Here is a 13,691-nt window from a genome sequence, read left to right as displayed (position 1 = left end):
CTCCCCGTTTGATCCAACAGGGCAGTGCCTGTGAATAATCTACCCCAAACTTGTGGATTATTGGTGGACTCAACGAAAGAAAGTTCACATCCAAACGCGTACTTCCACGTCATCCTGTGCTTGAAAACGCTTGATTTCAAGGGAAAAGTAGATTTCCACAACCAAAACTCCGAGTTTTTCCACCGAGCTGTGCATAACCATGTGGATGACGGATAGAATCAAGGGGGATGATGCCGATTCGGCACCACCTTAGACACCCATTCATGGGGTGTTAAGTGACCAAGATTGCATTAATTCGACGGAAAGCGGGGCGCCCTTAGTGAGCAGCGACGAGACCAATAGCATTGGTAGCTCATGGCGCCAGGTAATCCGGAAGATCGAGGACGACGACCGAGTCAAGGCCCGCCACCGCGCCTTCGTCTCCTTGGCCAAGCCTCAAGGATTGATCGGGACCACCCTGCTGGTCGCTGTGCCCAACGACTTGACCCGAGACATGCTGCAGACCCAGCTCCGAGAGCCGCTGGATGATGCACTGCGGGCAGTCTTCCAGGACGATATCCGCTGCGCCGTCAGCGTCGATCTGTCGTTGTCCGATGAATTGGAAGCCGAAGAGCCCGAAGTTCAAACAGTTCCGGCAACACCACCAGCGGTGACTGAAGCCCCAGGTCCGCGCCCGCAGCCGGCACCGCAGCCCACTCCCCCATCGAACTCGCAGGAATTCGGCCGTCTGAACCCGAAGTACATTTTCGACACTTTTGTCATTGGCTCATCGAACCGATTCGCCCATGCTGCCGCCGTCGCAGTAGCCGAGGCACCGGCCAAGGCGTACAACCCCTTGTTCATCTACGGCGACTCCGGACTGGGCAAAACCCACCTGCTGCATGCAATTGGGCATTACGCTCGCCACCTCTACAAGGGCATTCGTGTGCGCTACGTGAATTCAGAGGAGTTCACCAACGACTTCATCAACTCCATCCGCGACGACGAAGGCGCCAGCTTCAAGCAGACTTACCGCAACGTCGACATCCTGCTGATCGACGATATCCAGTTCTTGGCAAACAAGGACGCCACCCAGGAAGAGTTCTTCCATACGTTCAACGCCCTGCACAACCACAACAAGCAGGTTGTGATCACGTCGGACCTTCCGCCCAAGCAACTTCAGGGCTTCGAAGACCGCATGCGTTCGCGTTTCGAGTGGGGCCTGCTGACCGATATCCAACCGCCTGAGTTGGAAACCCGTATTGCGATTCTGCGCAAGAAGGCCGATGCGGAGAATCTATCCGCGCCCAGCGATGTCATGGAATACATTGCTTCGCGCATCTCAACCAATATCCGCGAGCTCGAAGGCGCCCTCATCCGTGTCACCGCCTTCGCGTCGCTGAACAATCAGCCGGTCGACCTTGCCCTAGCGGAAACCGTGCTCAAGGATCTGATCAGCGACGACGGCGCGCAGGAAATTACGCCCTCGACCATCATCAAGCAGACCGCTGAGTACTTCGGGCTGAGCATTGAAGAACTGAACAGCAAGTCGCGTACCCGCACGCTGGTCACCGCGCGGCAGATCGCCATGTACCTGCTGCGTGAACTGACCGAGATGTCCTTGCCGAAGATCGGTGCGGAACTTGGCGGGCGCGACCACACCACCGTGATCCACGCTGACCGCAAAATCCGTGAATTGATGGCCGAGAGACGTGCGATCTTCAACCAGGTGACGGAACTGACAAACCGTATCAAGCAGAGCCAGCGGGAGCATTAAAAGCTGAAATCACAGGTGTGGATAAATCTGTGGAAGATCTGGTGACGATCTGCGCATAAGTACGGCATCGCATGTGGACGACAGAAATCATGGAACTGAGTTTCAACAAGCACATGGAACTCAGTGTCAGCTTCAATCACATCTTGTTCACATGCACAATCTGCACCAGATCTGACGTTATGGCGGTTATCCACAGTATCCACAAGGGTTATTAACACTTCTACCTTTAAGACCTATTCATCCAAATAACGAGTCCACTCCCCGCCCAGGACTTCGGAACTGTGCAGAACCCAAATTTTTGTTGGCTGTTCCACACTTTGACCCCTTCGCTGCGACAGCGTCGGAGGGACGTGGCAAAATTATTTGCAGAGAACGTGCAACTACCTGATCTATGCTTAAGAACTTGGCGGGAAACTACCTTCTTGGCCTGACTTAAGACTTATGGGTTTCGAAAGGCGGATTTTTCGTGAAGTTCAGCGTTGAAAAGGATGTTTTGGCAGACGCCGTATCTTGGACCGCCCGGTCCTTGGCGCAGCGGCCCCCTTCGCCTGTATTGGCTGGCATTCTGATCACTACCCACGAGGGCATCGTTCGCCTCGAGGGATTCGATTACGAAATTTCGTCCCACATCGAGATTCCAGCGGACATCTCCGAGCAGGGGTCTATCCTGGTCTCCGGCAAGCTGCTGGCAGAGATCACTCGTTCACTTCCGAATTCCACGGTCACCCTCGAAACCGAGGGTTCAAAGATTTCCCTGACCTGCGGCCGTTCGCGCTTCCATCTGGCCACCATGCCAGTTGATGAATACCCGACCTTGCCGGCATTGCCTGAAATCGCAGGCACCATCGACGGACAGGCATTCGCCGAAGCCGTTTCGCAGGTCATCGTGGCCGCATCGAAGGATGACACCCTCCCGGTGCTGACCGGTATCAAGGTTGAAATCGAAAACGATCTCATCACCTTCCTAGCCACCGACCGCTACCGCCTGGCCATGCGCGAGCTGAACTGGACTCCAAACCAGTCGGAAATCTCGACTTCGTTCCTGATCAAGGCAAAAACCCTCAGCGAGGTTGCCAAGACCCTCTCAAGCTCAGGTGAGCTCAAGCTGGCCATCAGCCAGAATGGCGAAATGATCGGCTTTGAAAGCACGAACCGTCGCACCACGTCGCTGTTGATTAACGGCGAATACCCGAAGATCCGTTCGCTGTTCCCTAGCGACACCCCAATCCATGCCACCGTGCGAACCAGTGAATTGATCGAGGCCGTACGCCGTGTCTCCGTCGTTGCCGAACGCAATACCCCGGTACGCATGGCTTTCACCGACGGCCAGCTGACCTTGGACGCCGGCACCGGAGAGGATGCACAGGCGGAAGAAGCCATTGTCGCCGCCCTGCGGGGTGAAGACATCGTGGTGGCGTTCAACCCGACCTTCCTTTCCGAGGGCCTGAACTCCTTCAACACTGATTTCGTTCGTTTCTCCTTCACCAGCGCACCCAAGCCGGCCATGTTGACAGGCCAGGAAAAGCTGGACGAAGAGGATCAGGACCAGTACCGCTACCTGGTCATGCCAGTTCGACTGCCGAACTCCAACTAGCAAATTTTCGGTGGGCGGCAACTGCCGCCCACCGCTTCTTCCTGTCAGGATTCCGGTGTATATCTCGCAGCTTTCCCTCACGAGCTTCCGCTCGTATGCGCAAGCCGACGTGCACCTTGTTCCCGGAATCAACGTCCTGGTGGGGCCGAACGGCGTGGGCAAGACCAACATCGTCGAATCCATCGGTTATCTGGCGAATCTTGCTTCCCATCGAGTCAGCAACGATGCTCCGCTCCTGAATTTCGGCGCCGACCGCGCGTTGATCCGAGGCACGTTGCATCGCGGAAACCAGCAAACGCAGCTCGAGGTGGAGATCACCAGCGGGAAGATCAACCGCGCGCGCATCAACCGGGCGAATCCGGTGCGTGCCCGGGAAATCCTTGGCATGGTTCGCACGGTGCTGTTCGCACCGGAAGATCTTGCGTTGATCAAGGGCGACCCATCGAACCGCCGCCGTTTCCTCGATGAACTGCTGGTGGCCCTGCGCCCGGTCGAGGCCGGAACCAAAAACGACTACGAACGCATCGTGAAACAGCGCAACGCGCTGCTCAAGTCGATCCGCGGCAAGTCCAAGCTGACTGCCTCGCAGGAAAATACGCTGCAGGCGTGGGATCTGCAGCTGGCAGCCTGCGGAGCGCGGCTGATCCGCGGAAGGCTGAACGTCCTGTCGCTGTTGCGCCCCTACATGCAGGCCGCCTATGCGGATCTTGCAGACGGCGCGAAGGAAGCCAGCGCGGTATACCGTTCGTCGCTCGAGGGCGAAGTGGAAGATGCCAGCCTGCCGGCCCGGGACCTCGAATCCCTGGACCAAGAGGAAATCCAGGATCTGCTGCTGTCTGCGATCGAAGCGAACCGCTCCCGCGAGCTGGACCGCGGCATTTCCCTGTTCGGACCGCACCGAGACGACCTGGTCCTCACCCTCGGCGCGGCGCCGGCCAAGGGGTACGCCTCGCACGGTGAAACCTGGTCCTTTGCGTTGTCGCTGCGTCTGGCTGCCTACCGGGTCTTCGGCGACGACGACCCCCGTCCGGGCTCCGGGCCGATCCTGATCCTTGACGACGTGTTCGCCGAGCTGGATGCAACGCGCCGCAACCGCTTGGCCCATATTGTCGCCGGAGCCGAACAGGTGCTGGTCACCGCTGCCGTGGTGGAAGACGTTCCCGAGGCCTTGAAGGGGCATTTCTTCCAGGTCTCCCCTGGGCAGGTTGTCGATGCCTAGCCACAACTTCGACGACGAGCATCGCCTGGATCCGGAAATCGACGCCGCCAAGGCGTTGCTCAACCGAATGCGCAAGATCGCCGAGGAGCGCGGCGATTCGCGTCTGGACGCGGCCCGCATGGCCAAGGTGCGCAAACGCCAGCTCTCCCGCAATACGCTGGGGTCCGCCAAGAAAACCACGGACGAGGACGCTCCTCGCGACCCGAGGTCCATCGGCGCAGTGGTGGCCAGGATGTCCAAATCCCGGGGCTGGAGCACCCAGGTGGCCGTCGGATCGGTGCTCGGCCGCTGGAACGAGCTGGTCGGCGAAAACATCGCCAAGCACTGCCGCCCCGAGTCGTTCGAGGACACCGTGGTCGTGGTGCGCTGCGATTCCACGTCCTGGGCGACCCAGCTGAGGCTGCTGAGCCACCAGCTGCTGAAGAAATTCGATGCCGAGCTCGGCCCCGGCATCGTGACAGTGATCCGGGTGCTCGGTCCGAATGCCCCGACGTGGCGCCACGGCTCGAGATCGGTGGCCGGCCGCGGCCCCCGGGACACCTACGGCTAGAAATGCTGGCATGGCATATGGCGGTCTAACGCACCTCCCGGCTGGATCCCCCCTCAGATGATCACTCAAACTCGCTCAGATGGTCGATTCTGTGCCTTCTGCGGCTGATTTAGGCCACAGAATCCCCGATAATTTTGCTATAGGCGGTAGAATTAGGGGTAGTGAATTGACTGTGCCGTGGGTTAACCCGCGTCTAGGTCGCTCCAGACCAAGATCGCTGAACGCGTCCGGGCTCGGACCGCGCATGGTGGTCGCGCGCCAAATTCGAGGAGTTCGTAGCACCCGTGTCTACCGAAAACGCTTCACCGCAGGAACCGGACAACATCCCAGTACCTGCTGAATCGATGACTTCCAAAGTCGAGCACACATACGGCGCCCAGGATATTACCGTCCTCGAAGGACTCGAAGCGGTACGCAAACGCCCGGGCATGTACATCGGTTCCACCGGCCCCCGCGGCCTGCACCACCTGGTTTATGAAGTCGTTGACAACTCCGTCGATGAGGCGCTGGCCGGCTACTGCGACACCATCAACATCACCCTGCAGGCCGACGGCGGCGTACGCTGCGAAGACAACGGCCGCGGCATTCCCGTGGACATCCACCCCACCGAGGGCAAGCCCACCGTCGAGGTCGTCATGACCATCCTGCACGCCGGCGGCAAGTTCGGCGGCGGCGGCTACGCGGTTTCCGGCGGCCTGCACGGCGTGGGCATCTCCGTGGTCAACGCGCTGTCCCGCAAGGTCGACACCGTGGTCCGCCGGCAGGGCCATGCCTGGCGCATCGGCTACTCCAACGGCGGGCACACCACCACTCCGCTGACCCAGGGCGAGGCCACCGAGCAGACCGGCACCACCCAGACGTTCTATCCGGATCCGGAAATCTTCGACACCATCGACTTCGACTTCGAAACCCTGCGCGCCCGCTTCCAGCAGATGGCGTTCCTGAACAAGGGCCTGCGCATCACCCTCACCGACGAGCGCGTGCCGGAGGTCGCCGAGCCGGAGGCCGAGGTCGAAGAGGAGATCGAGAACCAGGTCGTCAAGCCGCGCCGCGTCGACTACCTCTACAAGGACGGCCTGCTGGACTACGTCAAGCACCTGAACGCCGCCAAGAAAGTCGAGCTGGTCCACGACGAGGTCATCGCCTTCGAAGCGGAGGACACCACCCGCGGCATCAGCCTGGAAATCGCCATGCAGTGGACCACCGCCTACGCGGAGTCCGTTCACACCTACGCGAACACCATCAACACGCATGAGGGCGGCACCCACGAAGAGGGCTTCCGCGCCGCGCTGACCAGCCTGCTCAACCGCTACGCGCGCGAGAACAAGATCCTGCGCGAAAAGGACGACAACCTCACCGGCGACGACGTGCGCGAAGGCCTGACCGCGGTGCTCTCCGTGAAGCTTTCCGAGCCGCAGTTCGAAGGCCAGACCAAAACCAAGCTGGGCAACTCGATGGCCCGCGGCTTCGTGCAGGGTGTGGTCAACGACGAGCTCGGCGACTGGTTCGGCCGCAACCCGAACATCGCCAAGGACATCATCCGCAAGGCGCAGCTGGCGTCCCAGGCCCGCATGGCCGCGCGCAAGGCCCGCGACAACGCGCGCCGCAAGTCCCCCATGGAATCCTTCGGCATGCCCGGCAAGCTCTCGGACTGCTCCTCGAAGAACCCAATCGAGTGCGAAGTGTTCATCGTGGAGGGCGACTCCGCAGGCGGCTCGGCCAAGCGCGGACGCAACCCGCATACCCAGGCGATCCTGCCGCTGCGCGGCAAGATCCTGAACGTTGAACGCGCCCGCCTGGACCGCGCGCTGGGCAACGCCGAGGTACAGGCGATGATCACCGCCTTCGGCACCGGCATCGGCGAAGAATTCGACATGTCCAAGCTGCGCTACCACAAGATCGTGCTGATGGCCGATGCGGACGTGGACGGCCAGCACATCACCACGCTGCTGCTGACCCTGATCTTCCGCTTCATGCGCCCGCTGATCGAGCAGGGCTACGTCTTCCTGGCCAGCCCGCCGCTGTACCGCATCAAGTGGTCCAATGCCCCGCACGACTACGTGTACACCGACAAGGAACGCGACGCAGCCCTGGTCGCCGGCGCCGCCGCCAACAAGCGCCTGCCGAAGGAAAACGGGATCCAGCGCTACAAGGGACTGGGCGAGATGGACTACTCCGAGCTGTGGGACACCACCATGGACCCGGACCGCCGCACGCTGCGCCAGGTCACCATGGATGACGCCGCCGCCGCGGACGAGATTTTCTCCGTGTTGATGGGCGAGGACGTCGAGTCCCGCCGCAACTTCATCCAGCAGAACGCGAAGGACGTCCGCTTCCTGGATATCTAGGCGATACCACCCGCGGACCGTAGAACTTTTTGATGTGTAAGGGAAGAAATTGAGCGACGAGCAGACCCCTGAGAACGAACCGCTGGACGGCGAGGTCATAGCGCACGAGGGCGGGCGCATTGACCAGATCGACCTGCAGGCAGAAATGCAGCGGTCCTATCTTGACTACGCCATGGCCGTGATCGTTGGCCGCGCGCTGCCGGATGTGCGCGACGGCCTGAAGCCGGTGCACCGCCGCGTCATCTATGCGATGTTCGACGGCGGCTACCGCCCCGAGCGCGCGTACAACAAGTGCGCCCGCGTGGTTGGCGAGGTCATGGGCCAGTACCACCCGCATGGCGACACCGCGATCTACGATGCGCTGGTCCGCCTGATCCAGGACTGGGTCATGCGCTACCCGCTGGCCCTGGGCCAGGGCAACTTCGGTTCCCCGGGCAATGACGGTGCGGCCGCCCAGCGTTACACCGAGACCAAGATGGCCCAGCTGGCCATGGAAATGGTCCGCGACATCAACGAGGACACCGTTGATTTCCAGGACAACTACGATGGCAAGAACCAAGAACCCACCGTCCTGCCGGCGCGTTTCCCGAACCTCTTGGTCAACGGCTCCTCCGGCATCGCCGTGGGCATGGCCACCAACATCCCGCCGCACAACCTGCGTGAGGTCGCCGAGGGCGTGCAGTGGTACCTGCAGAACCCGGAAGCGTCGCGCGAGGAACTGCTGGCGGCGTTGATGCAGCGCGTGAAGGGCCCGGACTTCCCGACCGGAGCCATGATCCTTGGCACCAAGGGCATTTCCGATACCTACCGCACCGGCCGTGGCTCGATCACCATGCGCGCTGTGGTCAACGTGGAGGAAATCCAGGGCCGCACCTGCCTGGTGGTCACCGAGCTGCCGTACATGGCCAACCCTGACAACCTGGCGGTGAAGATCGCCGAGCTGGTGCGCGACGGCAAGATCTCCGGCATCGCGGACATGCGCGACGAGACCTCGGGCCGCACCGGCCAGCGCCTGGTGATCGTGCTCAAGCGCGATGCCGTGGCCAAGGTGGTGCTGAACAACCTCTACAAGCACACCGAGCTGCAGTCCAACTTCTCCGCCAACATGCTGGCGATCGTGGACGGGGTGCCGCGCACCCTGCCGCTGGATGGATTCATCCGCCACTGGGTCACCCACCAGATTGAAGTCATCGTCCGACGCACGCAGTACCGCCTGCGCAAGGCCGAGGAAGAGGCGCATATCCTGCGCGGCCTGCTCAAGGCGCTGGACGCATTGGACGAGGTCATCGCCCTGATCCGCCGTTCCTCGACCACCGAGGCGGCACGCGACGGGCTGATGGAGCTGCTGGACATCGACGAGGAACAGGCCCGCGCCATCCTCGACATGCAGCTGCGCCGCCTGGCCGCCCTGGAACGCCAGAAGATCCAGGACCGCCATGCAGAGCTCGAGCGCATGATCTCCGAATTCAAGGCGATCATCGCCGATCCGCAGCGCCAGCGCACCATCGTCTCGGAAGAGCTGGCCGAGATCGTGGACAAGCATGGCGACGACCGCCGCACCAAGATCCTCATGGGCTTCGACGGCGACATGAGCGTCGAGGACCTGATTCCCGAAGAGGAAATGGTCGTCACCATCACCCGGGGCGGCTACGTCAAGCGCACGCGCATCGACAACTACCGTTCGCAGGCCCGCGGCGGCAAGGGCATCAAGGGCGCGTCCCTGCGCGGTGACGACGTGGTGGAACACTTCTTCGTTACCTCCACGCACAACTGGCTGCTGTTCTTCACGAACCACGGCCGCGTCTACCGCACCAAGTGCTACGAGTTGGCCGAGGCCGGCCGCGATGCCAAGGGGCAGCACGTGGCCAACGTGATGGCATTCCAGCCGGACGAGCACATCGCCCAGGTGCTTGACCTGCGCACCTACCAGGATGCGCAGTACCTGATGCTGGCTACCCGCAACGGCCTGGTGAAGAAGACCCGCCTGGAGGACTACGACACCAACCGCACCGCCGGCGTGATCGCCATCAACCTGCGCGAGGACGACGAACTGGTCTCCGCGCAGCTGGTCAGCGAATCCGATGATGTGATGCTTGTCTCGCGCAAGGGCCAGTCGGTGCGCTTCACCGCCACCGACACAGCGCTGCGCCCGATGGGCCGCGCCACCTCCGGCGTGACCGGCATGAAGTTCCGCGACGGCGACGAACTGCTCGCCGCCGACGTGGTCCGCGAAGGCTCCTACATGTTCACGGTGACCGACGAGGGCTACGCCAAGCGCACCACGGTCGAGGAATACCGCGTGCAATCCCGCGGCGGCTTGGGCATTAAGGTGGCCAAGCTCAACGAGGAACGCGGCGAACTGGTCGGCGCCATGATCGTCGACGAGACCGACGAGGTGCTGGTAGTCATGGGCTCGGGCAAAGTGGTCCGCTCCGCGGTTTCGCAGGTTCCTTCCAAGGGACGCGACACCATGGGCGTGATCTTCGCGAAGCCCGACAAGAAGGATTCGATCATCGCGGTCGCCAAGAATACTGAAACCGAGCTTGAAGAGAACTCGGAGGAAGATACCGTAATCTTGGATCCGGAAAACATCACCAATGAGTCATCAGGCACGTCGGAAAGCATTTCCGAGTCCGCAGAAGATGACACCACTAACGGAGGTAACGCATGAGCACGCCCTCGACGCCACGCCCCAGCGGCAGTGCCCCGAAGAGCGCAGCGCCGCGGCCTACCCAGGTAAAGCGACCTGCGACCGCCGGCAGCCGCCCAGCACCGGGCCAGCGCCCGGCCGCCGGACAGCAGCGTCCGGCCGGAGCGCCCCGCCCATCCGCTCCACGCCCAACCGGCCAGCAGCGTCCCGCTGGAAGTCAGGAGCGCCTGGTGCGTCCTGCGCCGAAGGCGAAGGTCCGCAAGGCCCGCCTGCTGGTTTCCAAGGTTGAACCGTTCTCGGTCCTGAAAATCGCCTTCCTGCTCTCGGTGGCCTTCGGCGTCATCACCGTGGTCGCCGCGGTGGGCATCTGGGCCGTGCTGGACCTGAGCGGAACGTTCGATGCCTTCAACCAGCTGATGCGCGATGCCATTGGCGCTGAAGACAGCTTCGACCTGCGCGATTCGATGTCCCTGGGCCAGGTGGCGTCCTATGCAACCATTCTTGCCGTGGTCAACGTGGTCGTGATTTCGGTGGTCGCCATGCTGGGATCGGTGTTGTACAACATCGCTTCCTCGCTGGTTGGCGGCGCCGGAGTGACCCTCACAGACGACTAGAATCACCCAAGTCGAGCCCGGGATTCATGCTGTGACGCATGACACCCGGGCTCGATTTGTATCTTCGTAAAAACCCCGGTAAAGTTTTATTTCGTTCCGAAGGGAACAAAACAAAAGCAAGGGCGTATAGCTCAGGCGGTTAGAGCGCTTCGCTGATAACGAAGAGGTCCCAAGTTCAAGTCTTGGTACGCCCACCGAATCCTTGCTGGAGGGAAAGAGGAAGTAATGAAAAAGTTCCTGGTTCTCGCAACGATCGCAACTGCAGCGGCAGTTTTGATCAAGAAGGTCAAGGCTTCTTTGGAAACCAAGGATACCTGGCACCAGGTAGCCGATAAAGTTTCCTAATGCTTTTGGGGCCTTAGCTCAGTTGGTAGAGCGCCTGCTTTGCAAGCAGGATGTCAGGAGTTCGAATCTCCTAGGCTCCACAAAAAGGAAAAATGGAAAGCGGAAGCTTTCCGTTTTTGCTTTAACCCAGATCGGCCGGTAAGTTTATTCCGGCCATCGGGGGCCTTAGCTCAGTTGGTAGAGCGCCTGCTTTGCAAGCAGGATGTCAGGAGTTCGAATCTCCTAGGCTCCACACCAGAAAACGACGGAAAGCAAAAGCTTTCCGTCGTTTGTTCGTTAACCCCGGCCCTTGTCCAAGCGCCGGCTCCCAACCAGAGCCGGGCCCGTTGCGCTGCCCTGGCGCCTGAGCACCGATTTGTAGTGCTCGAGCAGCTCGTCGCCGATCTTCTGCCAGCTCCTTCCCTGCACGCTTCCCAGCGCGGCAGCGGCGAACGCCTCGCGCTTGCCATCGTCGAAGACCAGGTCGCTGACGCGGTAGGCGAGCTCGTCGAGTTGTCCTGGCTCATACAGCCACCCCGTTCGCGAAGAATCCACCAGATCCAGCGGGCCGCCCCTGCCCACGGCAACCACCGGGACGCGGCTGGCCATCGCTTCCTGGATGGTCTGGCAGAAGGTCTCCGACTCCCCCGGGTGCACGAAGACGTCAAGGGATGCCATGATTTCGGCCAGCCGGATGCCGGACAAGAACCCGGTGAAATGGGCTTTAGGCATCAGTGCCCGCAGCTCGAGCGACTGGGGGCCCGAACCCACGACCACCAGACGCGCTCCAGGCAGCTCGCTGAGTGCCCGAAGGTCCTCGACCTGCTTGTCGGCCGACAAGCGGCCTACATAGCCGATGAGGCGCTCTCCGGATGGTGCAACGGTTTTGCGGAAGGCCTCGTTCCTCCGGCCGGGCGAGAACAGCGCGGTATCGACTCCCCTGCGGAACAATTCCAGGTTGCGGATCCCGAGCGAATCCAGCTGGGCCATGGAAAAGCTGCTGGGGGCCAGCGTCAGGTCCGCAGCGCTATGGACGGCCCTGACATGCTCCCAGAGCCTGTCGGCCAGCCAGGGGAACTTGTAGCGCGCCGCATAGGTGGGAACTTCCGTTTGGTATATCGCAACGGTCGGCAATCCGAGCTCGCCGGCCGCACGCAGCGCACTCCAGCCCAGGAGAAACGGGCTGGCCAGATGAACCAGTTCCACCTGCTCCCGGCGCAGGATCCTTCGCAGCCTATGCCACGAGGCAGTGGACAGCCGTACGTCGGGATACGTCGGCAGCGGTATCGAAGGTACGGTGATGACGCGGAACCCTCGGTAGCGCTTGGGAACTGCCTTCCCACTGAACTCGTTGGCCAGCGAGCCTGCTGGGGCGATGACGACGGCTTCGTGGCCCCTGAGAGCCAGATGCTCAAGGGTCCGCAGGATCGAATTGGTAACCCCGTTGACGTGTGGAAGAAAGGATTCAGCGATGATTGCTACTTTCACACCTACAGCTTCGGCCCTGCAGATGGCCATGAAATGAACTGGAATTGCAGGACGCATGAACAGGAATATTCGGCTGGTGCTGTCCCCAGTTGAAACCAAGCGCCAATAGTTGGCAGGATGTCAGGGTGCTGAATGACGATGCAATGCGCCGAGACATCGACGCGACCCAGACGAAGACCGAGAGCAATTCGCGAATCGCGGTGCTGCTCTTCCCTGCTCTGATCCTGCTCGGCGGCGTCGCCGGAGTCCTGGTCCCCCATGCTTTTTCCGGGCTGTCGTCATGGATCAATCCACTGCTGATGATCATCATGTTCTGCATGGGGCTAACGCTCACCCTGCCGGACTTCGGACTGGTTTTAAAGAATCCGCTTCCGGTGCTCGGCGGCGTCGCTGCCCAGTTTGTCGTGATGCCGGCGATGGGCTGGCTGGTGGCGTGGGGGCTGAACCTGGATCCTGCCCTGGCTGCCGGTCTGATCCTGGTTGGCTGCGCACCAGGCGGTACCGCTTCCAACGTCGTCGCCTACCTGGCAAAGGGGAATGTGGCGCTCTCCGTGGCGATGACGTCGCTGTCCACTCTTGCTGCACCCGTTCTCACTCCGTTGCTCGCGTTCTGGCTTGCCGGCCAGTATCTGCCGGTGGACGCCCGGTCCATGGCAGGAACGGTCCTCCAGGTCGTCTTGATTCCAGTGGTACTTGGCATCGTGCTTCGGATGCTTCTCAACAAAGCAGTGCTCAGGATCTTGGCGGCCCTGCCCTGGCTCTCGGTCACGGCCATCACCATCGTGGTGACCATCATCGTGGCTGGCAGCTCCGAGGCGATCCTGTCCGCAGGGCTGCTGATCTTCGTGGCAGTTGTCCTGCACAACGGTCTCGGACTGCTGCTCGGCTACGGCATCGGAAAATTGCTACGGGTACCTGAGGCTTCCCGGCGGACGATCGCCATCGAAGTTGGGATGCAGAATTCCGGTCTTGCCGGCGGGCTGGCGAAGCAGTATTTCACGCCCGAAGCAGCTCTTCCCGCTGCAGTATTCTCCGTGTGGCATAACTTGTCAGGAGCCATAATCGCAGCCTTCTGGCGAAGGAAGCGACGCGCGCAATATAGCCTAAAATAGCTTATGACATATATATATGCATATAAAAGAATGTAT

At 61.2% G+C, this 13,691-nt stretch carries 10 protein-coding genes and 3 tRNA genes; 12 read left to right on the top strand and 1 reads right to left on the bottom strand.

The annotated features are described in order from the left end of the window. Positions 1–319 precede the first annotated feature (319 nt). From dnaA to DFO58_RS15575, 11 genes are all read left to right on the top strand, one after another. Positions 320–1,756: a chromosomal replication initiator protein DnaA gene (dnaA, locus tag DFO58_RS15620; protein WP_053797104.1), complete on the top strand. Its 1,437-nt coding sequence runs from the start codon at positions 320–322 to the stop codon at positions 1,754–1,756. A gap of 466 nt (positions 1,757–2,222) precedes the next feature. Next, entirely contained in the window at positions 2,223–3,350 is a 1,128-nt protein-coding gene (gene dnaN / locus DFO58_RS15615; RefSeq protein ID WP_047120571.1) for a DNA polymerase III subunit beta, read from the top strand. Positions 3,351–3,405: 55 nt separating this feature from the next. Next, the gene (recF, locus tag DFO58_RS15610) at positions 3,406–4,569 is read left to right on the top strand and encodes a DNA replication/repair protein RecF (RefSeq protein WP_047120572.1); all 1,164 of its coding nucleotides are present in this window, start codon (positions 3,406–3,408) and stop codon (positions 4,567–4,569) included. Next, entirely contained in the window at positions 4,562–5,119 is a 558-nt protein-coding gene (locus DFO58_RS15605) for a DciA family protein (protein ID WP_120991782.1), read from the top strand. The genes recF and DFO58_RS15605 overlap by 8 nt, the downstream gene beginning before the upstream one ends. Before the next feature lie 344 nt (positions 5,120–5,463). Next, a complete protein-coding gene (gene gyrB, locus DFO58_RS15600; protein WP_200899427.1) occupies positions 5,464–7,467 on the top strand; it encodes a DNA topoisomerase (ATP-hydrolyzing) subunit B in 2,004 nt (667 codons plus the stop codon). Positions 7,468–7,516: 49 nt separating this feature from the next. Next, complete coding sequence (gene gyrA / locus DFO58_RS15595) at positions 7,517–10,138, top strand: DNA gyrase subunit A (RefSeq protein ID WP_047120574.1); 2,622 nt, start codon at positions 7,517–7,519, stop codon at positions 10,136–10,138. Beyond that, positions 10,135–10,731: a DUF3566 domain-containing protein gene (locus tag DFO58_RS15590; protein ID WP_047120575.1), complete on the top strand. Its 597-nt coding sequence runs from the start codon at positions 10,135–10,137 to the stop codon at positions 10,729–10,731. The genes gyrA and DFO58_RS15590 overlap by 4 nt, the downstream gene beginning before the upstream one ends. A gap of 120 nt (positions 10,732–10,851) precedes the next feature. Continuing rightward, positions 10,852–10,925, top strand: a tRNA-Ile gene (locus DFO58_RS15585). 31 nt (positions 10,926–10,956) lie between these two features. Continuing rightward, the gene (locus tag DFO58_RS18700; protein WP_220668562.1) at positions 10,957–11,076 is read left to right on the top strand and encodes a DLW-39 family protein; all 120 of its coding nucleotides are present in this window, start codon (positions 10,957–10,959) and stop codon (positions 11,074–11,076) included. Between the two features lie 7 nt (positions 11,077–11,083). Further along, positions 11,084–11,156, top strand: a tRNA-Ala gene (locus tag DFO58_RS15580). A gap of 79 nt (positions 11,157–11,235) precedes the next feature. After that, a tRNA-Ala gene (locus tag DFO58_RS15575) sits at positions 11,236–11,308 on the top strand. 44 nt (positions 11,309–11,352) lie between these two features. Here the strand turns inward: DFO58_RS15575 and DFO58_RS15570 are convergent. Then, positions 11,353–12,543 (bottom strand): glycosyltransferase family 1 protein, encoded by a 1,191-nt coding sequence (locus tag DFO58_RS15570; RefSeq protein ID WP_047121024.1) that lies wholly within the window; start codon positions 12,541–12,543, stop codon positions 11,353–11,355. Between the two features lie 143 nt (positions 12,544–12,686). On the opposite strand from DFO58_RS15570, the gene DFO58_RS15565 reads away from it, so the two are divergent. Further along, complete coding sequence (locus DFO58_RS15565; protein ID WP_047121025.1) at positions 12,687–13,655, top strand: bile acid:sodium symporter family protein; 969 nt, start codon at positions 12,687–12,689, stop codon at positions 13,653–13,655. The last annotated feature ends 36 nt before the right edge of the window (positions 13,656–13,691 follow it).

Origin of the sequence: Arthrobacter sp. AG1021 (assembly GCF_003633665.1) — a bacterium.
GTDB lineage: Bacteria > Actinomycetota > Actinomycetes > Actinomycetales > Micrococcaceae > Glutamicibacter > Glutamicibacter soli.
This window is presented reverse-complemented; position numbering and strand designations above follow the sequence as displayed.

Bases quoted from the DNA above. Each gene is read 5' to 3' on its own strand.
- DFO58_RS18700 (WP_220668562.1), top strand. From the start codon at position 10,957: ATGAAAAAGTTCCTGGTTCTCGCAACGATCGCAACTGCAGCGGCAGTT.
- DFO58_RS15590 (WP_047120575.1), top strand. From the start codon at position 10,135: ATGAGCACGCCCTCGACGCCACGCCCCAGCGGCAGTGCCCCGAAGAGC.
- gyrB (WP_200899427.1), top strand. From the start codon at position 5,464: ATGACTTCCAAAGTCGAGCACACATACGGCGCCCAGGATATTACCGTC.
- DFO58_RS15605 (WP_120991782.1), top strand. From the start codon at position 4,562: ATGCCTAGCCACAACTTCGACGACGAGCATCGCCTGGATCCGGAAATC.
- DFO58_RS15565 (WP_047121025.1), top strand. From the start codon at position 12,687: ATGCGCCGAGACATCGACGCGACCCAGACGAAGACCGAGAGCAATTCG.